The sequence below is a fragment of the Kocuria sp. KH4 genome, assembly GCF_053711175.1.
This window is the reverse complement of the sequence record NZ_JBSJYX010000005.1, coordinates 116,567-140,880: the sequence shown is the minus strand read 5'-3', so window position 1 is coordinate 140,880 and position 24,314 is coordinate 116,567. Positions and strand designations below refer to the sequence as shown.

The following is a 24,314-nucleotide window of genomic DNA, read 5'->3' as shown; positions in this document are numbered from 1 at the left end:
GATGTCTCCGACCCGCACGATGCCCACGGTCCCCACCGTTCCCCCGAGGAGCAGCCCTCCGTCCGCACCGGCGCCCGAGGCGCCCGGTGCGGACGCGCCGCTCGAGCGCCGGCTGGCAGCCCTGCTCGCCTCCGTGGTGCAGCGGGACGACGTCCCCGTGGACGCCGACTTCTTCGGCGACCTCGGCGCGGACTCGCTGGTGATGGCGAAGTTCTGCGCCCGGGTCCGCAAGCAGCCGGACCTGCCGGCCGTGTCCATGAAGGACGTCTACCAGCACCCCACGATCACGGCGCTGGCCGGAGCCCTGGCACCGGCGGGGCCGGTCCCGGTGCGGGACCGGCTGGCGGAGGTGCTGACCGGGGTGCTCGGCGGGACGCCGGTGCCGGTGGACGCCGACTTCTTCGGCGACCTCGGCGCGGACTCGCTGGTGATGGCGAAGTTCTGCGCCCGGGTGCGCAAGCAGCCGGACCTGCCGAGCGTGTCCATGAAGGACGTCTACAGCCACCCGAGCATCACCGCCCTGGCCGCCGCCCTGCACGGGCCCGCGCTGCAGGACCGGCCGCAGGAGCCCGCACCGGTCCTGGCGTCCGTCCCGGGAACGCCCCCGCCCGCGAACGCGCGGACCTGGGAGTACGTCACCTGCGGCGTCCTGCAGGTCCTCGTCTACCTCGGCTACTCCCTGCTCGCCGGCGGGCTCGCGGTCGTGGGGTACCTGTGGGTGTTCCCGGACGCGGGGCCCGGCAACCACCACTGGGTGGGCCACGGCATGAGCTTCTGGGAGCTCTACCTGCGGACGGCCTCCTTCGGCGCGGCGTCGTTCCTGCTGCTGTGCCTCCTGCCCGTGGCGGGGAAGTGGATCCTCCTCGGGCGCTTCCGGCCCCAGGAGATCCGGATCTGGAGCCTGGCCTACTTCCGCTTCTGGCTGGTCAAGGCCCTGATGCGCACCTCACCCCTGGCTTTGATGGCAGGGTCGCCGCTGACGCCCCTCTACCTGCGGGCCATGGGCGCCCGGGTGGGCCGCAACGTGACGATCCTGACCAGCCACCTGCCGGTCTGCACCGACCTGCTCACGATCGGGGATGGGACGGTGATCCGCAAGGACGTGTACGCCAACGGCTACCGGGCCCACGGCGGCGTCATCCAGATCGGTGCCGTGACGCTGGGCCGGGACGTGATCGTCGGCGAGGGCAGCATCCTGGACATCGGCACGACGATGGGCGACGGCTCCCAGCTGGGCCACCGCTCCACGCTCTACACCGGCCAGGTTGTGCCCGAGGGCGAGCACTGGCACGGGTCGCCCGGACGGCGCACGGACGTGGACTTCGGCGGGGTGCCTGCCGCGCCCTACCGGCCGTGGCGGCGTGCCGTGTTCGCCGTCTCCCAGCTCATCGCCACGCTCGCGGTGGGGCGGATCATGATGGGACTGACGATCGTGCTCGCCGTCCTGGCGTTCCCGCGCGTGGCCGCGCTGCTGGAGCCGCACCCGTACGCCTTCGCGGACTGGGTCTTCTACGCCGACGCCGTGGCCTTCGCCGGCGTGGGCGTCTTCGGCGGCGTGCTCCTGCTGCTGACCGTCATGACCACCGTGCCGCGGCTGCTCCGGCTCGCGGTGCAGCCCGACACCGTCTATCCCCTGTTCGGGCTGCGGCACGCGGCGGAGCGATCGATCGAGCGGCTGACCAACAGCCCCCTGCTCGGGACGCTGTTCGGGGACAGCTCCTACGTCGTGCACTACGTGCGGGCCCTCGGCTACGACCAACCACAGCTCCAGCAGACCGGCTCGAACCTGGGCACGCAGTTCAAGCACGACAACCCCTTCCTGTCGACGATCGGTACCGGCACGATGATCGCCGACGGGGTGTCGTTCATGAACACCGACTACTCGGCGACCTCCTTCACGGTCCGCCGGGCATCGATCGGCGCGCACAACTTCCTCGGCAACTTCGTGCTCTACCCCGCCGGGGCCAGGACCGGGAACAACTGCCTGCTCGCGACCAAGGTCATGGTCCCCGTCGACGGGCCGGTCCGCCACGACGTGGGCCTGCTCGGGTCCCCGGCGTTCGAGATCCCGCGCTCGGTCCTGCGGGACGCCCCGCTCGAGGAGCACACCGATCCTGCCCGCTTCCACCGGGTCCTCTCGGCCAAGAACAGGCACAACCTGCGCACCATGGCGCTCTTCCTGCTGGTGCAGTGGCTCAACGCCTCACTGGCCATGGTGGCCGCGCTCGCCGCCCTCGAGCTGTCCGACCGGTTCGGCGTCCTGGCCTTCTCGGCCTCCTTCGTGGTGATGCTCCTCGTCGGCATCGCCGTGCCCGTCGGCGTCGAGCACGTCGTGACGCGGTCCCGGCCGCTCCAGCCCCAGCTGTGCTCCATCTACCACCCGTACTTCCGGTGGCACGAGCGGTACTGGAAGCTGCAGATCCACAACCGGCGCATGACCATGCTGAACGGGACCCCGTTCAAGCCCCTGGTCTGGCGCCTGCTGGGCGTGCGGATCGGCAGCCGGGTCTTCGACGACGGCTGCTCGATCCCCGAGCGGAGTCTGGTGACGATCGGCTCGCGCTGCACGCTGAACACCGGCACCAACCTGCAGTGCCACTCCCAGGAGGACGGCATGTTCAAGTCGGACCACAACGTCGTCGGCGACGACGTCACGCTCGGCGTCGGCGCCCTCGTCCACTACGGCGCGACCGTCGAGGACGGCGTCGTCGTCGCCACCGACTCGTTCGTGATGAAGGGGACCACCCTCACCCGGGGATCCCTGTGGGGCGGCAACCCGGCCATGGAGGCCCGGGCCGCCGCCCCGTCCCCCGCCGTCTCGTCCCTCACCGTCACGTCCCCCGTCACCACGGAAAGGCGCCGGTCATGACCACCACCTCGGGGCCCGTCCGCCGGGCCGTTCCGCCGCCCGCCCCGGACCCTGACGGCGCCCGTCCCGCGCCGCCGGAGTCCGTGCCGACGCGGATCCCGCGATGGACCCAGGACCCCCGGGCGGGCCAGGAGCAGGTCGAGGTGGCCGTGCCCGAGGACCTCCGCGCCGCCGTGCCTCGGCTCGCCCGCGCCTGGGCAGTGGCGCCGGAGGCGCTCTGGCTGGCGGCGCACGCCCGGGTGCTCCAGGCGCTGTCGGGCGAGCCGGAGGTCACCACCGGCAGCGCGGACGCGGCCGGGACCCGGGCGCTCCGTCTGGATCCGGACGGGACGTCCTGGCAGGGCCTCGTCCGCGAGGCGCACGCCCGGCACGCCCCGGCCCGCGCGCCGCGGACCGGACCGGACCGGGACCGGGCCGCCGCTCCCGGGTACGAGGTGGTGTTCGACACCCGCCAGGACGCCGACCCCGAACTCCCGGAGGGCGTCGTCCTGGGGATCTCCCGCCGGGGCGGCACCGGGGACGAGGTGCTCCGCGTGCGGTACCGCCGGGACGTCCTCGACGCCGGCGCCGCCCGCCGGATCGCCGGGTACCACCTCACCGCACTGCGCCACCTGCTCTCCTCCCCCGGGGCGGACCCGGGGGACGCCGACCTGGTCGGTCCGGACGAGCGGCGCCTCCAGCTCGAGCGGCTGGCCGGGCCCGTGCGCACCCGGCCCGGGCGCCGCTTCCACGAGCTGTTCGAGGAGTCCGTCCGCCGGCACCCCGGGCGCACCGCGGCCGTCCAGGACACGCGGGGGTGGACCTACGGGGAGCTGAACGCGCGCGCCAACCGGGTGGCCCGCGCCCTGCTCGCACGCGGGATGCAGGCGGAGGACGTCGTGGCGGTCGTCGCCGAGCGGAACCTGGAGTGGCTGGCCGCCGTCATCGGCATCCTCAAGGCCGGAGGCGCGTACCTGCCCCTGGAACCGCGCTTCCCGGCCGACCGGATCGCCCGGACCCTCACCCGCGCCGGCTGCCGCACGGTGCTGACCGAGAAGGGCAGCACCGGCTCCCTCGAGGAGGCGCTGGCGGACATGCCCGCCGTGGCGACGCTCCTCGTCGAGGACGTCGAGGAACAGGGGCACGCCGACCACGACCTCGGGGTGGCGGTGCGGGGCGACCAGCTCGCCTACGTCTACTTCACCTCGGGCTCCACGGGGGAGCCGAAGGGCGCGATGTGCGAGCACGACGGGATGCTGAACCACCTGTACGCCAAGATCGAGGACCTGGGGATCGGCCCCGGCGACGTCGTCGCCCAGACCGCCCCCCAGTGCTTCGACATCTCGCTGTGGCAGCTGGTCTCGGCCCTGCTCGTCGGCGGCCGCACCCTCCTCGTCGGGCAGGACCGAATCCTCGACGTCGAACGGTTCGTCGACACGGTGGACCAGGGCGGCGTCACGGTCCTCCAGCTGGTCCCGTCGTACCTGGACGCGGTGGTGGCGTACCTGGAGCGAAACCCCCGCGCCCTGCCCGGTCTTCGCTGCGTCTCGGCGACCGGGGAGGCGCTCAAGCAGGAGCTGGTCCGCCGCTGGTTCGAGGTCCTGCCGGGCGTCACGCTGGTCAACGCCTACGGCCTGACCGAGACCTCGGACGACACGAACCACGAGGTGATGCGCGCCGCACCGGCGGACGGCCACGTGCCGCTGGGCCGGCCGATCGCCAACGTCCGGGTCCACCTGCTCGACGAGCGGCAGCGGCTCGTGCCGCTGGGCGCCCCGGGCGAGATCGCCTTCTCCGGGGTGTGCGTGGGACGCGGCTACATCAACGACCCGGAGCGGACGGCCCAGGCGTACTCCACCGACCCGTACGTGCCGGGCGCGCGGCTCTACCGGGCCGGTGACTACGGACGCTGGTCGCCGGACGGCAAGCTGGAGTACCTGGGCCGGCGGGACCACCAGGTGAAGATCTCCGGGTTCCGCATCGAGATCGGCGAGATCGAGAACGCCCTCCTGCGGGTCCCCGGCGTCCGCGACGGGGCGGTCGTCGTGGCGGAGCGGGCGGACCGGGGCAAGCACCTGGTCGCCTTCTACCAGGCGCCCGGGCCGCTGGACGCCGGTGCGCTGCGCGAGCACCTGGCGCGGTCCCTGCCCGGGTACATGGTCCCGCAGGTGGTGCAGTGGCAGCCGGGCCTGCCGCTCACGGCCAACGGCAAGATCGACCGCAAGCGCCTCACCGCCCTGGCGGCGGAGCTCGAGACCGAGCCCGAGGGAGGGTCCCGCGACGCTCCGCGCACCCCCACCGAGCGGTGGCTGGCAGCGGCGTGGTCCCGCGTGCTCGCCGTGCCGGAGGAGCGGATCGACCGCCGTGACCACTTCTTCGACCTCGGGGGCTCGTCGCTCACCGCCGTCCGGCTCGCCATCGCCCTGGACCGGAAGGTCTCGCTCAAGGACCTCGTCAGCCACCCGGTTCTCACCGACCTCGCCACGGAGCTGGACTCGAGGTCCGCCGCGGCCGACGCGCCCGCCCGACCGTGATCCGACCGGAAGGAACCACCATGACCGCGAAACCCGCCACCTCCCAGGCCTCCGCCCCTCCGGAGCTCGACGTCGACGTGCGGCCGGGTGCGCCGCCCACGCTGCTGGTCCCGGCGCCGGGCGACGCGGTGGACTGGGCCCGGCAGCACCGGGACGCGCTGCGGGCGGCCGTCGCCCGGCACGGGGCCGTCCTCGTGCGTGGCCTCGGACTGTCGGACCCGGGGCAGGTCGAGGCCGTCTTCCGGACCGTCGGCTCCGAGCTGATGACCGAGCGGGAGGCCTTCGCCGCCCGCAGGTCCTACGCGCCGGGGGTGTACTCCTCGGCCGCCTGGCCGCCGAACCAGCCCATGTGCATGCACCACGAGCTGAGCTACACGCTCCACGCCCCCGGACTGATGCTCTTCGCCTGCCGCACCGCCCCGGCCGCCGGCGGCGTGACCGGTGTCGCCGACTCCCGGGCGGTGCTCCGCGCCCTGCCCGCGGAGCTCGTCGCACGGTTCGAGCGCGACGGCTGGATGCTGATCCGCAGCTACAACGACGAGATCGGGGCCTCCGTCGCGGACGCCTTCGGCACGGACGACCGCGCGGAGGTCGAGCGCTACTGCGCGGCGCACCGGATCGAGCTCCGATGGCGGCCCGACGGCGGCCTGCAGACGCGTCAGCGCCGTGCCGCGGTCGTCCGCCACCCCGTCACCGGGGAGCGCTGCTGGTTCAACCAGGTCGCCTTCCTCAGCGAGTGGACGATGGAGCCGGAGGTCCGCGAGTACCTCGTCGACATGTACGAGGAGGACGGCCTGCCGTTCCGGACGGCGTTCGGCAACGGCGACCCCATCGGCGAGGACGTCGTGGCCGCGCTCAACGAGATCTACGAGGCCCACACGCTGCGGGAGCCGTGGCGTGCCGGCGACCTGATGCTCGTGGACAACATCCGGACGGCGCACAGCCGCGAGCCGTACGAGGGCGAGCGGGAGATCCTCGTCGCCATGAGCGACCCCGTGTCGTTGCAGGACACCACCCCGGAGGAGGAGTCATGGCGCTGACGGCAGGCCCCGACACGAACCGGCGGCAGGACGCCGAGGACCAGCGACCGGCCATCCCGTCCTTCGCGGTGGTCTCCGGCGCGGAGGTCGACCGGGCGCTGCAGGGCCACCGGGCGGAGATCGTCGCGCTGGTGGAGGACACCTACCGGCTGCACGGCGCCGGGCAGACGGTGAACCCGCCGTCGTACTTCCTGCGGTTCCCGGACCGCCCGACGGACCGGATCATCGCGCTGCCCGCCTCCCTGGGCGGGGCCGGTGCCGTGGACGGCCTGAAGTGGATCTCCAGCTTCCCCACCAACGTGGAGTCTGGCATCCCGCGGGCCTCCGCGGTGCTGATCCTCAACGACCCCGGGACGGGCTACCCGTTCGCCTGCCTGGAGAGCTCGATCATCAGCGCCTCCCGGACCGCCGCCTCCGCGGCCCTGGCCGCGGACTGGCTCAGCCGGAGCCGGGGCCGTCCCACGCGGGTGGGCTTCTTCGGCGTCGGGCTCATCGCCCGCTTCGTGCACGCGTTCCTCGCGGACACGGGGTGGGACTTCGAGCAGATCGGGGTGTTCGACCTGCTGCCCGGCAGCCGCGAGGGCTTCCGCGGGTACCTCGAGCGCTCCGCGCCCGGCAGCGCGGTCACCGTCCACGAGGACGCCGAGTCGCTGATCCGCTCCAGCGACCTGGTCGTGTTCGCCACCACGGCGGGGGAACCGCACGTCACCGACCCGGCGTGGTTCGCACACCACCCGCTCGTGCTGCACATCTCTCTGCGCGACCTCGCGCCCGAGGTGATCCTGGCCGCCACGAACATCGTCGACGACGTGGAGCACTGCCTGAAGGCCGGGACGTCCGTGCACCTGACCGAGCAGCGCACCGGCTCGCGGGACTTCCTCGCCGGCACGCTCTACGACGTGATGACGGAAGCCGTGGCGGTGCCGGCGGACCGGACGGTGGTCTTCTCGCCGTTCGGCCTGGGGGTGCTCGACCTCGCGGTGGGCAAGCACGTCTACGACACGGTCGCCGGCACCGGCGGCCTGCACACGATCGACTCCTTCTTCCACGAGGTCCGCCGGTACGGATGAGTCCCGCCTCCCGGCCCGGCGGACGTCCGCCGGGCCGGGAGGCGCGGACCCTTCCGCGTTCCACGATGTGAGACAGCGCACCCACCATGCGGACACCGGGATTAGCATCGGAGCTTTGGTCCCAGCCGCTGCAACCACCGAGGTGTCCTCATGTCCTCACCGGTGACCGGGCACGGCGCCACCGGCGCCCCCGCCCCCTCGCTCCCTCCGTCCTCCCGCGTGCCCCGCAGCCGGGTGATCCTGGCCTCCCTCGTGGGAACGACCATCGAGTTCTACGACTTCTACGTCTACGCGACCGCGGCCGTGGCCGTGTTCCCCGCCCTGTTCTTCACCGGCCAGGACGACACCGCCAAGCTCCTGGCCTCGATGGCCACCTTCGCGGCCGCGTTCGTCGCCCGCCCCATCGGCTCCGTGATCTTCGGCCACTTCGGCGACCGGATCGGCCGCAAGGCCACCCTGATCGGCGCGCTGCTGACCATGGGCGTCGCCACGTTCCTCATCGGCCTGCTCCCCACCTACTACTCGATCGGACTCTGGGCCCCGCTCATCCTGACGATCCTGCGCTTCTGCCAGGGCCTCGGCCTGGGCGGCGAGTGGTCCGGGGCGGCGCTGCTGGCCACCGAGTACGCCGAGGAGGGCAAGCGGGCGCGCGCGGCCATGTGGCCGCAGCTCGGCGCCCCGTTCGGGTTCATCCTGGCCAACGGCTTCTTCCTCGTGCTCACCCTCGTGATGGGCTTCGTCTCGGTCGCCGACCAGGGCACCGACCACCCGTTCCTCACCTGGGGCTGGCGCATCCCGTTCCTGGCGTCCGTGGTCATGGTCGTCGTGGGCCTGTGGGTGCGCTTCAAGCTCGAGGAGACCCCGGTCTTCCAGAAGGCGCTCGACCAGGGCCAGAAGGTCCAGGCCCCGCTGTTCGAGGCCTTCCGCAGCTCGTGGCTGCAGATCATCCAGGGCACCTTCATCATGCTGGCCACGTACATGCTCTTCTACCTGATGACCGCGTGGATCCTCTCCTACGGCATCGGCAGCCCCGACAACGGCGGCCTGGGCATCCCCTACCGCGACTTCCTCGTGCTGCAGCTGCTGGCCGTGCTCCTGTTCGCCGCGATGGTGCCCGTCTCCGGGTGGGTGGCCGACCGCTTCGGCCGGCGCAGCTCGCAGCTGGTCATCACCACCGCCATCCTGCTCTTCGGCCTGAGCTTCGGGCTGATCATGGACCCGGCCGCGGTCGGCACCGGGGAGGACGTCAGCACGGTCCGCGTGCTGTTCTTCCTGACGGTCGGCATGACGCTGATGGGCCTGACCTTCGGCTCGATGTCCGCGATCCTGCCCGAGCTGTTCCCCACGAACGTGCGCTACACCGGCTCCGGGGTGGCCTACAACGTGGCCTCGATCCTCGGTGCGGCCATCACCCCGTACGTCGCCGTGTCCCTCAACGCCAACTACGGCGTGGGCTCCGTGGGCCTGTACCTGACGCTGGGCGCGGTGCTGACCCTCGTGGCGCTCTGGTTCTCCCCGGAGACCAAGGACGTGGACATGGAGAACGTGGTCACCCGGCGCTGACCCGCGACCACCATGCGCAACGGCCGCATCCCGCACGGGATGCGGCCGTTGCGCATGGCCCGCCGGGCGGCTCAGACGTGCACGTGCAGGCGCCGGGCAGCCTCCGAGATCGAGCCCGTCAGGGACGGGTAGATCGTGAACGTGTCGGCGAGATCGTCGACGTGCAGCTTGTGCGTGACCGCCAGCGAGATCGGGAAGATCAGCTCGGACGCCCGGGGGCCCACGACGACGCCGCCGATCACGGTGCCGGAGCCCTTGCGGGAGAAGATCTTCACGAACCCGTCCTCCACCGCCATCATCTTGGCGCGCGGGTTGGTGGACAGCTTCAGCATGATGGTGTCCGCCTGGTAGGTGCCGTCCTCGATGGACTTCTCGCTCACGCCCACGGAGGCGATCTCGGGCGAGGTGAAGATGTTGGAGGCGACCAGGTGGGTGCGCAGCGGCTTCACGGCGTCGCCCATGAGGTGGGCCACCGCGATCCGGCCCTGCATCGCCGCGACCGACGCGAGCGGGAGCACCCCGGTGCAGTCGCCCACCGCGTAGATCCCCGGCACGGTGGTGCGGGAGACGCCGTCGACCTTGATGTGGCCCGAGTCGGCGCGGGCCACCCCGACCTCGTCCAGGCCCAGGTCGTCGGTGGCGGGGATCGCGCCGACGGCCACGAGGCAGTGCGAGCCGGCGACCTTGCGCCCATCGGAGAGGGTGACGACCACGCCCTTCTCGCTGCGCTCGACCGCGTCCGCGCGGGAGCGGCCGAGCACGTTCATCCCGCGGCGCTCGAAGACGTTCTCGAGCACGGCGGCGGCGTCCTGGTCCTCACCGGGCAGCACCTGGTCCCGGGAGGAGATCAGGGTGACCTCGGCGCCGAGGCCCCGGTAGGCCGAGGCGAACTCCGCGCCCGTGACGCCCGAGCCCACCACGATCATGTGCTCCGGCACCTCCCGCAGGTGGTAGAGCTGCTTCCAGGTGAAGATCCGCTCCCCGTCCGGCTGCGCGCTGGGCAGCTCGCGCGGCAGCGACCCGACGGCCAGCAGCACGGCCTGCGCGTCCAGGGTGTACTCGAGCCCGTCGTCGGTGGTGACCTCCACGCTGGTGGGGCTGAGCAGCCGGCCCCGGCCCGAGATCACGCGCACCCCCACCCGCTCCAGGCCCCGCTTGATGTCCCGGGACTGGGTGGCGGCCAGGCGCAGCAGGCGGGTGTTCACCTTGTCCAGGTCCACGGCGAGGTCGTTGATCTCGTTGCCGTCCTTGCTGCCGCGCACGTGCACGCCCAGGTCGGCGGCCTCGGCGAAGCGGGTCATCGCGTCGGCGGAGGCGATCAGCGTCTTGGAGGGGACCACGTCCGTCAGCACGGCCGACCCGCCCAGCCCCTGCTGTTCGACGATCGTCACGTCGGCGCCGAGACTGGCCGCGACCAGGGCGGCCTCGTACCCGCCGGGACCGCCGCCGATGATGACGAGCTTCTGGATGGTGAATTCGCTGTGTGCAGTCACTCGGACATTCTTGCAGAGGAGTACGACGCCGGGCCCCGCCGGTGCCCGGCCCCCGGACCATGCGGTAGCTTGGGGCGGGTGGACACCGCGCACAGCACCCCCGGCACCGACCCCTTCGAGCTCGCCCAGGAGGCCGCCGAGGCCCTCCGCCGGGCCACCGGGGTCGACACCCACGACGTCGCCCTGACCCTCGGCTCCGGGTGGGGCCAGGCGGCCGAGCTCATCGGCGAGACCGTCGCCGAGGTCCCCGCCGCCGAGATCCCGGGCTTCACCCGGCCCGCCCTCGAGGGCCACGTCGGGACCCTGCGCTCCGTGCGCACCCCCGCCGGGCGGCACGCCCTGGTGATCGGCGCCCGCACCCACTACTACGAGGGCCGGGGGGTGCGCGCCGTGGTGCACGGTGTGCGCACCGCGGCCGCCGCCGGGGCGGGCACCATGATCCTGACCAACGGCTGCGGCGGGCTGAACCCCGCGTGGGGGCCCGGCACGCCGGTGCTGATCAGCGACCACCTCAACCTTACCGGCCGCTCCCCGCTGGAGGGCGCCACCTTCGTGGACCTCACCGACCTCTACTCCCCGCGGCTGCGCGAGCTCGCCCGCACGGTGGACCCCACCCTCGACGAGGGCGTCTACGCCCAGTTCCCCGGCCCGCACTACGAGACGCCCGCCGAGGTGCGGATGGCCGGGGTGCTCGGCGCCGACCTCGTGGGCATGTCCACCGCCCTGGAGGCCATCGCCGCCCGGCACGCGGGCATGGAGGTCTTCGGCCTGTCGCTGGTGACCAACCAGGCCGCCGGGATCTCCGCGACGCCGCTGTCCCACGAGGAGGTCATCGAGGCCGGGCAGGCGGCCGGGCCCCGGATCTCGCAGCTGCTGGCCCGCATCGTCGCCCAGCTCTGACCGGTCCCCGCCGGGACGGGACCGCCCGCCCGGCACGCCGCGCACCGGTCCCGTCCCCAGGAGGAGCACCCATGAGCACCGACACCCGCCCCGAGCCCGACCTCCTCGCCGCCGCGCGCGCCTGGGCGGCGGAGGACCCGGACCCCGCCACCCGCGCCGAGCTCACGGAGCTCGCCGAGCGGGCCGGCTCCGGGAGCGGCGCGGCCCGCGCCGAGCTGGCGGACCGGTTCTCCGGCACCCTGCAGTTCGGCACCGCCGGACTGCGGGCGGCCCTCGGCGCCGGGCCGATGCGGATGAACCGCGTGGTGGTGCTGCGCGCGGCCGCCGGACTGGCCGCCCACGTGCTGGACACCGCCGGGGACACCGGCGCCGGGCATGCCGCCGGCGCCGACGGCACCGCGGCCGGTGACCGGCCCCTGCGGGCCGTGGTGGGCTACGACGCCCGGTACAACTCCGACGTCTTCGCCCGGGACACCGCCGCGGTGTTCACCGCGGCCGGCATCGAGACCCTGCTGATGCCCTCGGCCCTGCCCACCCCGGTCCTCGCGTGGGCGGTGCGGGCCTTCGCGGCCGAGGTGGGCGTGATGGTCACGGCCAGCCACAACCCGCCCGCGGACAACGGGTACAAGGTCTACCTGGGCGGCCGGGCCGTGGCGCCCGAGGCCCGGGGCTGCCAGATCGTGGCCCCGCACGACCGGCTGATCGCCGAGCGGATCGCGGCCGTCGGACCCGTGGGGAGCATCGCGCGGGCCGAGTCCGGGTGGACCGTCCTGCCGGACGGCGTCGAGGAGGACTACCTCCGCGCGGTGCTGCCCGAGTCCGCGGCACGGGCACGGGAGCTGAGCATCGTCCTGACCCCCATGCACGGGGTGGGCGGGCGCACCGCCGAGCGCGCGCTGCGGCGGGCCGGCTTCGCCGACGTGCACGTGGTCGCCGAGCAGGCGGAGCCCGACCCCGACTTCCCCACCGTCGCGTTCCCCAACCCGGAGGAGCCCGGGGCCCTGGACCTGGCGCTGGCCGCCGCCCGCACCCGGGACGCCGACCTCGTCCTGGCCAACGACCCCGACGCGGACCGGGTGGCCGTGGCCGTCCCGGGGCCCGACGGCGCCGGCTGGCGGATGCTGCACGGCGACGAGGTCGGCGCGCTGCTGGGCCACGCCGCGGCGGCCCGGTGCGCCGGCCGCGCCGACGCCGTGCTCGCCAACTCCATCGTCTCCTCCCGCCTGCTCGGACGGATCGCCGCCGCGGCCGGGCTGTCCCACCGCGAGACGCTGACCGGCTTCAAGTGGATCGCCCGGGTGCCGGGCCTGGCCTACGGCTACGAGGAGGCCCTGGGCTACTGCGTGGCCCCCGACGTCGTGCGGGACAAGGACGGGATCAGCGCCGCGGTCGCGGTCGCCGTGCTGGCCGACGAGCTGCGGGCCCGGGGCCGCACGCTGCAGGACGTGCTCGACGAGCTCGCCGTGGCGCACGGCCTGCACGCGACCGACCAGCTGAGCATCCGCGTGGCCGACCTCGGCCGGATCCCGGCGATGACCGCGGCGCTGCGCGACGTCCCGCCCGCGGCCCTGGACGGCTCGGAGGTGGTGCGCGTGGAGGACCTCGCCTCCCCGGACACCGGCCTGCCGCCCACCGAGGGCCTGCGCCTGCTCACCGCCGACGGCACCCGGGTGATCGTGCGCCCGTCCGGCACCGAGCCGAAGCTCAAGTGCTACCTCGAGGTCGTGTCCCCGGTGCCGGACCCGGCGGGACTGCCGGCCGCGCGGGCGGCGGCCGCCGCGAAGCTCGGCCGCATCCGCGCCGAGCTCGGCACCGCCCTGGGGCTCTGACCGCGCCGGGCCCCCGCAGCGGCCGCCACCCCGCTGTCAGCGACCACGCCGACCGCGTCGGCCGACGGTGCCCCCCGGTCAGCGCAGGGGCGGGGCGGTCGGCGTCGATCCGTCCGGGCCCCGTGCCAGCACCCGGCGGGCGATGGCCTTGGTGCTCCTGGACACGAGCGTCTCCAGCGGGCCCTGACCGATGCTGCGCTGCCAGAGCACCGCCAGCAGCGCGAAGGCGAGGAGCTGTCCCCAGAACCAGGGGAAGGGGTCGTCCCAGAACAGCTCGAGCCACATGACGAGCAGGTGGAGCACGTAGAGGGTGAAGGTCATCGACCCCATGGCCGTCAGCGGCGTCAGCACGCGGTCCACGGCCCGGGACAGCAGCAGGAAGAGCCCCAGGACGCTCGCCGCCACGCCGAGGCTGAGCACGAGGGCGAAGGGCGTGTTGGCGTGCGGGCCCGGCATGAGCAGCCACCACGGGGACGCGGTCGGCAGGGTCGAGTCGGGGCCGAAGACGACGACGTCGGCGATCTCCTCGGCGCTCATCCACGGAGTGGCCGCGATGATCGCCGCCTGCCCGCCCAGCCGCAGTGCGAGCACGGAGGTCCCCCAGGCCGCGAGGGCGAGGACGGCGCCCACGGAGGCCAGGCCGGCCTGGACCCGCCGGTCGGCGAGGTCCATCCGCCCGATCGCGATCCCGGCGCAGACGAACGTCATCCACGGCAGGGCCGGATAGGAGCCGGTCAGCAGGAGGTGCGTCAGCACGCTGCCGGGCTCCGTCACCAGCTCCAGCAGGCTGGGGTTGCCGTACTCGTTCACCGGCAGGTGGTCCAGGGCCCACATCATGAGCACGGGTCCCAGAAGGGCGAACAGTGCTGAGCTGAGCAGCAGGTAGCGGATCCGCAGGCCCAGGAACGGGATGGCCAGCAGGAAGAAGACCCCGTAGTAGACGAGGATGTTGTCCCAGGGGATCACCAGGAAGCCCAGCAGGAACCCGACCAGGGCGATGATGCCCGCACGACCGACCTGGGCCCACCGGGAGGCGGTGCGCCGCCGTCCCGTGTGCGGAACGCGCCCACCCGTGGTGAAGGCCAGGCTGACTCCGGCCAGGGTGGCGAACAGTGCCGACGCGTGCCCGCCGAACAGGGTCCACGACAGGGTCGGCACCCCCGTCTCCTCGTCGAACCAGGGCAGGGTGTGCACGGCGATCATCCCGATCAGTGCGAGACCGCGGGCGGCGTCGACACCGACGAGCCGCCGGGACGGGCGGCGCGCGGCGTCGTCCCCGGACCGCTCGGGCCGGGGCCTCGGGGCGGTTCCGGCACCGGCAGGTCGGATTCGTTCTTCGCTCACTCGGCTCCCCCACGGACGGATCGGTATGGTGCACCCCGACCGGCGTCGTCCGCCGCCGCGCCCCCCGGCACGGCGCCCGGGCCGCGAGGGACCGGAAGGCGCAGTGATGCGGATCTCAGCCTAAGGGAGCGTTCGACGTCCGACCGGAGACCTCGGAGAACCACCGGTTTCGTGACCCAATGTGACGATCGCAAACGCCGCACGGCGCCTCGACGGACTATCCGCCGGCAGTCTGCCCGCCGGCCTCGGCCCGTCTCAGGACCCGGTCCAGGATCCGCACGTCGGGCAGCTCGAAGTGGTCCACGCCCTCGCGGACCCGCAGCTCCACGCCGTCGTAGCCGGCGTCGGCGTACCACCGGTAGCCGTCGCGAGCGGCGCTCAGCGCGTCGAACGTCGCGTCCGGGTCGGTGCCGTCGTCGTCCTCCCCCACGTCCCAGTGCAGCCGCAGGTCCCGCAGCTGTGCGCGGGTGGGCCGCGCCTGCGCCTCCGGGGGCGACTGGCCCCCGCCGAGCAGGATCGCCCCGCCGCCGGGCACGAGGTCCACGTGGTCGGCCAGCAGCTCCCGGGCGATCAGCTGGGCGCCCCCGGAGTAGCCGGTGAGCCAGGTGCGCGAGCGGTCGATGTCGTAGTCCTGCAGGAGGCGCTCCTCCACGAGGGCCCGGAACCACGCGGCGTTCCGCTCGGCCTCCTCCCACCAGGTGATCTCCCCGGCGCGGTCCGGGGTGCGGGGCACCACGAGGATCATGTTGTGGGTGCGCGCCACCTCGGCCAGGCAGGAGACGTTGTACTCGGGGCTCTCGAACTCCCAGGCCCCGTCCCCGTGCAGGCGGAAGACCACGCCCACCGGCCGGTTCCAGTCCACCCCCTGCGCGAGGACGTGGTAGCTGCTGGTCACCCCCGCGTGCTCGAAGGCGAGGTCGAAGCGGTCCCGGGTCTGCTCCGCCGGGCCGAACAGGTCGCCGTCGAACAGGCCTCGGTCCTCGGCGCCCTGCCGCTGGCGCACGGGCGCCTCCAGGTCGAGCCCGTAGGGCTCGCACGAGAGCGTCTCCTCCTCGGCCTGCGGAGCGGGCTCCGGCCGGTCCAGCAGGGCGGCCAGCACGGTGAGCAGAGCGAGCACGAGCACCAGTGCCGCGGCGAGGAGCCACCGGCGAGGGCGCCGGGAGCTGCGAGAGGGACGCTGTCGGGTCACCCGCTCATCTTAGGGACGGCTCCCGGGCAGTTCCCCGCCGACAGGCGGTGCGCTCGGCAGCGCCACCAGGACCCGCCCGTCCCGCACCAGGACGGGGTGCACGGGCAGCTCCGGTCCGTCGCCGCTGAGGCACCGGCCCGAGCCGAGGTCGTAGACCTCCTTGTGCAGCGGCGAGGCGACCGTCACCGCCGCCCCCCGGGAGCCGAGGATGCCCCGGGCCATCACGCAGGACCCGGTGCGCGGGTCGCGGTGGTCGGCGGCCAGCACCGTCGTGGCGTCCACGCGGTAGAGCGCCACCTGCCGGCCCGCCACCCGGGCGGCCTCGCCCCACAGGGGCTCCAGGTCTGTCAGGGCGCACACGTCGTGCCAGGCGGTCGCGGGGCCGGCGGAACGGGTGGGGGCTTCCGGGAGCGTCGCGGTCATGAGGGCCTCCTGCTGGTCGGGCGGACGGACGGACGGACAGCCGGGCCGGTCTGCGGGGCCGGCCACGTCGGGATCGACGTTAGGCGGGGCCGGTTTCGGGTCCGCTCCGGCGCCGTTTCGGCCGGGTCAAACGCCGCTCACGGACCCCCGGGCGGACGGTGAGGAAAGCGAAAAGCCCGCGGAACGGCAGGGCAATCACGGGGCAACCCCGCCCTCCTAGAGTCGTGCCCGACGCCCTGCCCGCCCACCGTTCCCGGAGGTCCCCGTGCCACGCTCCCCCTTCTCGGCCCGTTCCCCGCAGCACGTCGTCGTGGTCGGCGGCGGGCCCGCCGCCCACCGCTTCGCGGAGGCGGTGCTGTCCGCGGAGGACCACCACGTGCGCCTGACCGTGTTCGCCGACGAGCCGTGGGTGCCCTACGACCGCGTGCAGCTGTCGAAGGCGCTCACCGGCCCGGACGGGAGGATCGACCTCACCCTGGGCGGGGGCACGGTGTGGCAGGACCCCCGGGTGGACCTGCGCCAGGGCGTGGCGGCGCGGGAGCTCGACCCGGCGGCGCGCACGGTGACCGCAGCCGACGGGACGGTCACCGGCTACGACGAGCTCGTGCTCGCCACCGGCTCCGCCGCCGCCCGCCTCGACGTCCCCGGGGCCCAGCACGCCTTCGTCTTCCGCACCCTCGACGACGTCGCGGCGATCCGGGCCGAGGTCGAGCGGCTGCGGGCCCGCTACGGCCGCACCCCGCGCGGCGTGGTGATCGGCGGGGGCCTGCTGGGCCTCGAGGCCGCGGGCGGGCTGCAGGAGCTCGGCGCGGAGGCCACCGTGGTGCACTCCCGCCGGTGGCTGATGAACGCCCAGCTCGACGAGGGCGCCGGCCGCTCCCTCAACGCCCTGATCTCGGCCCGGGGAGTGCGCCTGCACCTGGGCGAGCGGCCCTCCGGGGTGGGGCTGCGCAAGGCCGACGGCGAGGTCTGCGCCGTCGAGTTCCGGGACTCCCCCGACCTCGAGGCGGACCTGGTGATCGTGGCCACCGGCATCCGGGCCCGGGACCGGCTGGCCTACAACGCCGGCATCGAGACCGCCCCGCGCGGCGGCGTGGTGATCGACGAGGCGTGCCGGACCTCCGCCGAGCACGTCTGGGCGATCGGCGAGGTGGCCTCCTGGAACGGGGAGTGCCTGGGCCTGGTGGCCCCCGCGAACACCATGGCCGAGATCGTGGCCGACCGCCTGGCGGGCGGGCGCTCCACGTTCGCCAGCTTCGACACCGCGACGAAGCTCAAGCTCGCCGGCGTGGACGTGGCCTCCTTCGGCGACGCCTACGGGGAGACGGAGGACTGCCTCGAGGTCGTCTACGCGGACCCGGCCCGGGGGATGTACCAGAAGGTCGTGGTCACCCAGGACGCGAAGACCCTGCTGGGCGGGGTGTTCGTGGGGGACGCCGAGCCGTACAACGCGCTGCGTCTCCTGCTGGGCCGCGAGCTGCCGGGCGAGCCCGGCGCCTACCTCTCCGCCTCCGGCGCGGAGGCCCCCGCCGGCGACCTCCCCGACGACGCCGTGCTGTGCTCCTGCAACAACGTGACGACCGGGGCGGTGCGCGAGCAGATCGCCTGCGGCGTCCACGAGATCGGCGCGCTGAAGACGTGCTCCCGGGCCGGCACCCAGTGCGGCTCCTGCGTGCCGATGCTCAAGAAGACCCTGGACCTGGAGCTCGCCAAGGCCGGGGTGGAGGTCTCGACGGCCCTGTGCGAGCACTTCGAGCTCTCCCGCGCCGAACTCTTCGAGGCCGTGCGCGCCCTGGACCTGTCCTCGTGGGACGAAGTGGTGGGCCGGTTCGGCACGGGCCTGGGCTGCGACATCTGCAAGCCCGTGGTCGCCTCCGTCCTGGCCTCCCAGCGCGACGAGTACGTGCTCGACGCCGGGCGCGGCGCCCTGCAGGACACCAACGACCGGGCGCTGGCGAACATGCAGAAGGACGGCACCTACTCCGTGGTCCCCCGCGTGCCGGCCGGGGAGATCACCCCGGAGAAGCTCATCGTGCTCGGCGAGGTCGCACGCAAGTACGGGCTCTACACCAAGATCACCGGGGCCCTGCGGGTGGACATGTTCGGCGCCCGGCTCGAGCAGCTGCCCGAGATCTGGCGGGAGCTGGTGGACGCGGGGTTCGAGTCGGGGCAGGCCTACGGCAAGGCGCTGCGCAACGTGAAGTCCTGCGTGGGCTCCTCGTGGTGCCGCTACGGGGTGCAGGACTCCGTGGGCATGGCCGTGCGGCTGGAGCTGCGCTACCGGGGGCTGCGCTCCCCGCACAAGTTCAAGATGGGCGTCTCCGGCTGCGCCCGCGAGTGCGCCGAGGCCCGCGGCAAGGACGTGGGCGTCATCTCCACCACCGACGGCTGGAACCTCTACACCGGCGGCAACGGCGGGGCCACGCCCGCCCACGCCCAGCTGCTGGCCCAGGGCCTGGACGACGACACCCTGGTCCGCTACATCGACCGGTACCTGATGTACTACATCCGCACCGCGGACCGGATGCAGCGCACGGCCCGGTGGCAGGAGGAGCTCGACGGCGGGATCGCGCACGTGCGCGCCGTCGTCGTCGAGGACTCCCTGGGCGTCGGCGAGGAGCTGGAGGAGGCCATGGCCCGGCACGTGGACCGCTACGAGGACGAGTGGGCCGCGACGCTGAAGGACCCCGAGCGGCTGCGCCGGTTCCGCTCCTTCGTCAACGACGCCGCCCCGGACGACTCGCAGGACTACGTGCTCGAGCGCGGCCAGCGCCGCCCGGCGACCGACGCCGAGCGCGCGGCCGCCGAGGCCGGTGCCGGGCCGGTGCTGCTGACCGGTCCGCGCATCCCGGTGCGCGGGGGCGCCCCGAGCGGGACCCCGGCCGGGGTGTGAGCGCGGCGGGCCGGGGCCGGCCGGAGGGCTGTGCGCCGCCGGAAACACGCGGAAACACGGCGGTCACAGGGCGGCCATATCCTCGGGCCATGACCGCTGCACCCTCCGCCCCCGCGCTCGGTGAGCTGACCGGGTTCCGCGTCGGCGTGACCGCCCACCGCCGGGCCACGGACTTCATCTCGGCCCTCGAGCGCCGCGGCGCCCAGGTGGTGCACGCGCCCGCCCTGATGATCTCCCCCGTGGCCGAGGACACCCGGGTCATCGAGGACACCCGCACGCTGCTGGCCCACCGCCCGGAGGTCTTCGTGGTGACCACGGCCTACGGGCTGCGCCGGTGGTTCGAGGCCGCCGACGCCGCCGGCCTGGGCGAGGAGCTGCGCGACGCGTTCCGGGCCGCCCGCGTGCTCACCCGCGGCGCGAAGGCCCGCGGCCAGGTGCTCTCCCTCGAACTCGACGACCCCGAGGTCTCCGCCGACGAGCGGACCTCCTCCGTGGTGGACCGGCTCCTGGCCGACGGCGTGCGCGGGACCCGCGTGGCCGTGCAGCTGCACGGGCTGACCGACCAGCTGCAGCTCGAGCGCCTCGTGGCCGCCGGCGCCCGCGTGGACACGGTGGCCCCCTACCGCTGGCTCTCCGCCGACGACGGCGAGCGCCTGCCCTCCCTCATCCGGGACGTGTGCGAGCGCCGCCTCGACGTCCTGACCTTCACGGCCGCCCCGGCGGTGGACGCCCTGTTCAGCACCGCGCAGGAGACCGGGCACTACGACGAGCTCGTGGCGGCGCTGCGCAGCGACGTCACGGCCGCCGCGGTCGGCCCGGTGTGCGCCGGGCCCCTGCTGGAGGCCGGGGTGGAGCCGTTGGTGCCCGAGCGGTTCCGGCTGGGCTCGCTGGTCCGGGCCGTGTGCACCCACGCCGCGCAGGAGCGCACCGTGGTGCTGCCCACTCGGTACGGGACCCTGCGGCTGATGAGCACCGGCACCGCGCTGGACGGCGAGTTCGTCCCGCTCTCCGACGCGCAGGCGGCGGTGCTGCGGGCGCTGGCGGCGACCCCCGGCGCGGTGGTGTCCCGGGCGCAGCTGCTCGGCGCGGTGCCGGGCCTGGACACCGAGCACGCCCTGGAGATGGTGATCTCGCGGCTGCGCAAGGTCCTGCCCGCCCCGGTCGTGGAGACGGTGATCAAGCGCGGCTACCGGTTGTCCCCCTGACCCGTCCCCTGCACCCCCCCCCCCGCTGCCAGCGTCGAGTCCCCACTGTCCGCACCGAGCCGCCCGCCCGCAGCGATCCCCCACTGCCGGCGCCGAGTCCCCCACCCACGCGCACATCCCCACGAATCATCATGGGGAAACGCGCGTCGGTTGGGAGCTCGGCGGAGGGGCTGGGGGCTCGGGGCCGCGGGGGCGGGGGGTCAGGCCGGGGCGGGGGCGTGGGCGTCGATGATCCGGGCGACCGCGGCCTTGCAGCCGCCGCAGCCGGTGGCGGCGCGGGTGGCGCGGCCGACCTCCTCGACCGTGGCGGCGCCCGCCCCCACGGCGTCGGCGATCCGGCCCCGGCTCACGCCCGCGCAGTGGCAGACCGTGGACTCGGGACTCGCCGGTCGCGCGACGGCCCCGGCGTCGGGACCGTCCAGGCGCAGCAGGACGCTCGGGTCCTCCGGCACGGCGTCGCCGCGCTCGTGCAGCAGGCCGATCTCCGCCGCGCCCCGGGGCCGGCCGAGCACGGTGTAGCCGGCGAGGGTCCGGTCCGGGCGCAGGACGAGCTGGGCGTAGGTGCCGGCCGCGCCGTCGGCCCACTGCACCACGGACCCGCCGTCGGGGCGCGGCTCCCACGCCGGTCCGCCGACCGCCCCGGCGCAGGCCAGCTCCACCTGGTGCGCCTTGAGCCGTACCGCCCCGGCGGGGCCCTCGGTCAGCGGCGCGAGCACGGTGGTCCCGCCCTCGGCCACGGCCTCGAGCTCGGCGCGCACGCGGGCGGCCAGCCACTCCGCCTGGCGCCACCCGGGGCCCACGAGCCCGGAGGGTCCTCGGCCGGCCCGGCCGGGGCAGACCTGGCAGGACGGGTCCGGGCACAGCACCTCGGCGCAGTCGCCGATGGCGAAAACGCGCCGCTCCACGTCGGCCTCCAGCTCGTGGTCGACCACGATGCCGCGGGCGGTGCGCAGCCCGGCGCCCTCGGCCAGCTCGGTGCGGGGCGTGACCCCCACGGAGAGCAGCAGCAGCTCGCCCGGCACCTCGCGGCCATCCTGCAGGAGCAGGCCGCGGAATCGCCGGTCCGGGTCCAGGAGCGCCTCGCGGGCCTGGGCCCCGGAGACCACCTCCACGCCGGCCGCGCCGAGCGCCCTGCCCAGCAGCGCCCCGCCGGCGGCGTCCAGGGACCGGGTCATCACCCACGGGGCGTGGTGGACGACCGTCACCGGGCAGCCGGCCTCGCGCGCCGCGAGCGCGGCCTCGAGCCCGAGCACGCCTCCGCCCAGCACCACCACGCGGCCGCGGCGCTCGACGACGGCCCGCACGGCGCGGGCGTCGCGCAGGTCCCGCAGCGCGGTGACCCCGGCGGGGAGGTGCTCGTAGGCCAGCGGATCGGGGTTGAGCCCGCGCAGCACCGGCAGGTTGGGGCGGGCGCCGGTGGCCAGGACGAGGCGGTCGTAGCCGAGCCGCCCGGAGGTCCCGGCGGCCCGGTCGGTGACGTGCAGGAGCCGGCGGGCGCGGTCGATGCGGGTGACCTGCGCGCCGAGCCGGACGTCGATCCCGGAGCGCGCCAGGAGCTGCGGGTCCGCCAGGCGCATCGTGGCGAGCTCGGCCCGGCCCATCGCGTGCTCGCCCACGAGCACCCGGTTGTAGGCGGGCTCGGTCTCCCCGCCGAGCACGGTCAGGCGGATGGTGCCCGCGGCGGCGAGGTCGGCGACGTCGTCGACGAACCGGGCGGCCACGGGGCCGAAGCCCACCACGACCACGTGCTCGCCGGGGCGCATCGGGGTGCCGGCGGAACGGGTGGGACGGTGCGCGCTCATCGGGTCCTCTCCTCGGGGTCGATCGCCCGGACGGTGACCGCGCCGGCCTTGAACTCGGGCATGGACGAGACGGGGTCCACGACGTCCGAGGCCACGAGCCGGTTGGCGGTCCGGTCCCCCGCGTAGTGGAACGGCAGGAAGACGGTGTCGGGGCGGATGTCGGTGCTCAGCCGGGCCAGCGCCACGGCGCGGCCGCGCGCACTCGTCACCTCGACCGCGGCGCCGTCGCGGATGCCGAGGGCGGCCGCGGTGGCGGGGTGGATCTGCAGCCGGGACTCGGGGCGGGCCCCGTGCAGGGAGGCCACGCGGCGGGTCTGGTTGCCGGACTGGTAGTGCTCCAGGTACCGGCCGGTGGTCAGGGTCAGCGTTCCCGGTCCGTGCAGCGGTTCCCGGCGGTGTGCCCGCGGGCTCGGGTCGACCGCTCGGCCGGCGGCGCGGGCCCGCACCGGGACGAGCCGGGCCCGGCCGTCGGGGTGGCCGAAGCGGTCCAGGAAGGCCCGGGGCGTGCCGGTGGAGCTGCCGGCCGGGTACGGCCAGTAGCAGGCCTCCCCGGCGTCCAGGGCGGCCCAGCCGATCCCGGAGTAGTCGGCCGTCCCGCCGGCCGACGCCCGGGCCAGCTCCTCGAAGACCGCCTGCGGGTCGGGGCTGAACGTGCCGGGGGCCTCCAGGCGCCGGGCGAGCTCGGCCATGATCCACAGCTCGTCCCGCGCCCCGGGCGGCGGGTCCACCGCCCGGCGGCGGCGCAGCACCCGGCCCTCGAGGTTGGTCATGGTGCCCTCCTCCTCGGCCCACTGCGGCACCGGCAGGACGAGGTCGGCGTACTCGGCGGTCTCGGAGCGGAAGAGGTCGCAGACCACCAGGAAGTCCAGGGCCTGCAGCCCCCGGATGACGGCGGCGGTGTCCGGGGCCCCGACCACCACGTTGGAGCCGTTGACCCACAGGCAGCGCACGCCGCCCTCGGTGCCGAGGGTGCTCAGCAGCTGCACCGCGGGGATCCCCGCGCCGGGCAGCTCCGCCGGGTCGACGCCCCACACCCCGGCCACGTGCGCGCGGGCGGCGGGGTCCGTGATCGAGCGGTAGCCGGGCAGCTGGTCGGCCTTCTGGCCGTGCTCGCGCCCGCCCTGGCCGTTGCCCTGGCCGGTGAGCGTCCCCCAGCCGGAGCCGGCCACGCCCGGCAGCCCGAGCAGCAACGCCAGGTTGATCGCCGCGGTGACGGTGTCCGTGCCGTCCACGTGCTGCTCCGCGCCGCGCCCGGTGAGCACGTAGGTGCCGCGCCGCTCGCGGGCCAGCCGGCGGGCGGCGCGGCGCAGCCGCTCGGCCGGGACACCGGTGACCTGCTCGACCCGCTCAGGCCACCACGCGCCGATGCTCGTGCGGAAGGCCTCGGCGCCGGTGGTGCGCCGCTGCAGGTAGTCCGCGTCGGCCAGGCCCTCGTGCAGCACCACGTGGGCGAGGCCCAGCAGCAGCACAAGGTCGGAGCCGGGGGTGGGCTGCAGGTGGATCCCGCCGTCGTCGTCGGTCAGCCGGGCCGTGGCGGAGCGGCGGGGGTCCACCACGATCAGGCCGCCGCGCTCCCGGGCGTGCTCCAGGTGCCGGACGAACGGCGGCATGGTCTCGGCGGGGTTGCTGCCGAGCAGCAGCACGGTGTCGGCGTCGTCGAGGTCGGTCACCGGGAACGGGAGGCCGCGGTCCGCCCCCAGCGAGCGGTTGGCCGCCGCGGCGGCGGAGGACATGCAGAACCGGCCGTTGTAGTCGATCCGCGAGGTCCGCAGGGCCACCCGCGCGAACTTCCCCAGCTGGTAGGCCTTCTCGTTGGTCAGCCCGCCGCCGCCGAAGATCCCGACCCCGTCCCGGCCGTAGCGGCGCTGGGCGGCGCGGAACTCCCCGGCCATCCGGTCCAGCGCCGTGTCCCAGGAGACCTCCCGGAACACCCCGTCCGGCCCGCGCAGCAGCGGCGCGGTGAGCCGCGAGGGGTGGGCCAGCAGCTCCGCCGACGTCCAGCCCTTCCGGCACATCCCGCCCCCGCTGACCGGGAACGGGCGGGCCCGCACCTCCGGGAAGCCCTGCGCGGCGGCGGCGGCCGAGTCCGGGTCGAGGGTCATGGCGCACTGCAGCGCGCAGTAGGGGCAGTGGGTGGCGGTGGCGCTCACGGGGGTGGCTCCTTCCGGACGGGGGCGGGGG

The 24,314-nt window shown here is 74.6% G+C and carries 15 protein-coding genes; 9 read left to right on the top strand and 6 right to left on the bottom strand.

The window, feature by feature from the left end:
* The first annotated feature begins 1 nt into the window (after position 1).
* From ACWCOM_RS05920 to ACWCOM_RS05900, 5 genes are all read left to right on the top strand, one after another.
* Complete coding sequence (locus ACWCOM_RS05920; RefSeq protein WP_454547812.1) at positions 2-2,869, top strand: Pls/PosA family non-ribosomal peptide synthetase; 2,868 nt, start codon at positions 2-4, stop codon at positions 2,867-2,869.
* A complete protein-coding gene (locus ACWCOM_RS05915) occupies positions 2,866-5,382 on the top strand; it encodes a non-ribosomal peptide synthetase (RefSeq protein WP_454547811.1) in 2,517 nt (838 codons plus the stop codon). The genes ACWCOM_RS05920 and ACWCOM_RS05915 overlap by 4 nt, the downstream gene beginning before the upstream one ends.
* Positions 5,383-5,402: 20 nt before the next feature.
* Positions 5,403-6,422 carry a TauD/TfdA family dioxygenase gene (locus tag ACWCOM_RS05910; RefSeq protein WP_454547810.1) on the top strand — a complete coding sequence of 340 codons (1,020 nt, stop codon included), beginning with the start codon at positions 5,403-5,405 and terminating at the stop codon, positions 6,420-6,422.
* The gene (sbnB, locus tag ACWCOM_RS05905; protein ID WP_454547809.1) at positions 6,413-7,492 is read left to right on the top strand and encodes a 2,3-diaminopropionate biosynthesis protein SbnB; all 1,080 of its coding nucleotides are present in this window, start codon (positions 6,413-6,415) and stop codon (positions 7,490-7,492) included. Before ACWCOM_RS05910 ends, sbnB begins: the two co-directional genes overlap by 10 nt.
* A 150-nt stretch (positions 7,493-7,642) precedes the next feature.
* Positions 7,643-9,055 carry an MFS transporter gene (locus ACWCOM_RS05900; RefSeq protein WP_454547808.1) on the top strand — a complete coding sequence of 471 codons (1,413 nt, stop codon included), beginning with the start codon at positions 7,643-7,645 and terminating at the stop codon, positions 9,053-9,055.
* Between the two features lie 71 nt (positions 9,056-9,126).
* Here ACWCOM_RS05900 and ACWCOM_RS05895 read toward each other — a convergent pair whose 3' ends face one another.
* The gene (locus ACWCOM_RS05895; protein WP_454547807.1) at positions 9,127-10,548 is read right to left on the bottom strand and encodes an NAD(P)H-quinone dehydrogenase; all 1,422 of its coding nucleotides are present in this window, start codon (positions 10,546-10,548) and stop codon (positions 9,127-9,129) included.
* A 78-nt stretch (positions 10,549-10,626) separates the two neighbouring features.
* On the opposite strand from ACWCOM_RS05895, the gene ACWCOM_RS05890 reads away from it, so the two are divergent.
* A complete protein-coding gene (locus ACWCOM_RS05890) occupies positions 10,627-11,448 on the top strand; it encodes a purine-nucleoside phosphorylase (RefSeq protein ID WP_454547806.1) in 822 nt (273 codons plus the stop codon).
* Between the two features lie 71 nt (positions 11,449-11,519).
* Complete coding sequence (locus ACWCOM_RS05885) at positions 11,520-13,277, top strand: phospho-sugar mutase (protein ID WP_454547805.1); 1,758 nt, start codon at positions 11,520-11,522, stop codon at positions 13,275-13,277.
* Positions 13,278-13,355: 78 nt separating this feature from the next.
* Here ACWCOM_RS05885 and ACWCOM_RS05880 read toward each other — a convergent pair whose 3' ends face one another.
* The 3 genes from ACWCOM_RS05880 to nirD form a co-directional block, all read right to left on the bottom strand.
* On the bottom strand, positions 13,356-14,621 hold the full coding sequence (locus tag ACWCOM_RS05880; RefSeq protein ID WP_454547804.1) for a heparan-alpha-glucosaminide N-acetyltransferase domain-containing protein: 1,266 nt from the start codon (positions 14,619-14,621) through the stop codon (positions 13,356-13,358).
* Positions 14,622-14,838: 217 nt separating this feature from the next.
* Entirely contained in the window at positions 14,839-15,810 is a 972-nt protein-coding gene (locus tag ACWCOM_RS05875; protein WP_454547803.1) for a hypothetical protein, read from the bottom strand.
* Positions 15,811-15,819: 9 nt separating this feature from the next.
* Entirely contained in the window at positions 15,820-16,233 is a 414-nt protein-coding gene (nirD, locus tag ACWCOM_RS05870; RefSeq protein ID WP_454547802.1) for a nitrite reductase small subunit NirD, read from the bottom strand.
* 265 nt (positions 16,234-16,498) lie between these two features.
* Here nirD and nirB point away from each other — a divergent pair, with 265 nt between their 5' ends.
* On the top strand, positions 16,499-19,126 hold the full coding sequence (nirB, locus tag ACWCOM_RS05865) for a nitrite reductase large subunit NirB (RefSeq protein WP_454547801.1): 2,628 nt from the start codon (positions 16,499-16,501) through the stop codon (positions 19,124-19,126).
* A gap of 89 nt (positions 19,127-19,215) precedes the next feature.
* A complete protein-coding gene (locus ACWCOM_RS05860; RefSeq protein WP_454547800.1) occupies positions 19,216-20,331 on the top strand; it encodes a uroporphyrinogen-III synthase in 1,116 nt (371 codons plus the stop codon).
* 200 nt (positions 20,332-20,531) lie between these two features.
* Here the strand turns inward: ACWCOM_RS05860 and ACWCOM_RS05855 are convergent, their stop codons facing one another.
* Both ACWCOM_RS05855 and ACWCOM_RS05850 read right to left on the bottom strand, forming a co-directional pair.
* The gene (locus ACWCOM_RS05855) at positions 20,532-22,133 is read right to left on the bottom strand and encodes an FAD-dependent oxidoreductase (RefSeq protein ID WP_454547799.1); all 1,602 of its coding nucleotides are present in this window, start codon (positions 22,131-22,133) and stop codon (positions 20,532-20,534) included.
* Positions 22,130-24,235 (bottom strand): molybdopterin oxidoreductase family protein, encoded by a 2,106-nt coding sequence (locus ACWCOM_RS05850; protein WP_454547873.1) that lies wholly within the window; start codon positions 24,233-24,235, stop codon positions 22,130-22,132. The genes ACWCOM_RS05855 and ACWCOM_RS05850 overlap by 4 nt, the downstream gene beginning before the upstream one ends.
* Positions 24,236-24,314: the final 79 nt, after the last annotated feature.

Excerpts from the sequence above, each read along its gene's own strand:
- ACWCOM_RS05920 (WP_454547812.1), top strand. The coding sequence starts at position 2 with ATGTCTCCGACCCGCACGATGCCCACGGTCCCCACCGTTCCCCCGAGG.
- ACWCOM_RS05915 (WP_454547811.1), top strand. The coding sequence starts at position 2,866 with ATGACCACCACCTCGGGGCCCGTCCGCCGGGCCGTTCCGCCGCCCGCC.
- ACWCOM_RS05910 (WP_454547810.1), top strand. The coding sequence starts at position 5,403 with ATGACCGCGAAACCCGCCACCTCCCAGGCCTCCGCCCCTCCGGAGCTC.
- sbnB (WP_454547809.1), top strand. The coding sequence starts at position 6,413 with ATGGCGCTGACGGCAGGCCCCGACACGAACCGGCGGCAGGACGCCGAG.
- ACWCOM_RS05900 (WP_454547808.1), top strand. The coding sequence starts at position 7,643 with ATGTCCTCACCGGTGACCGGGCACGGCGCCACCGGCGCCCCCGCCCCC.
- ACWCOM_RS05885 (WP_454547805.1), top strand. The coding sequence starts at position 11,520 with ATGAGCACCGACACCCGCCCCGAGCCCGACCTCCTCGCCGCCGCGCGC.
- nirD (WP_454547802.1), bottom strand. The coding sequence starts at position 16,233 with ATGACCGCGACGCTCCCGGAAGCCCCCACCCGTTCCGCCGGCCCCGCG.
- ACWCOM_RS05860 (WP_454547800.1), top strand. The coding sequence starts at position 19,216 with ATGACCGCTGCACCCTCCGCCCCCGCGCTCGGTGAGCTGACCGGGTTC.
- ACWCOM_RS05855 (WP_454547799.1), bottom strand. The coding sequence starts at position 22,133 with ATGAGCGCGCACCGTCCCACCCGTTCCGCCGGCACCCCGATGCGCCCC.
- ACWCOM_RS05850 (WP_454547873.1), bottom strand. The coding sequence starts at position 24,235 with ATGACCCTCGACCCGGACTCGGCCGCCGCCGCCGCGCAGGGCTTCCCG.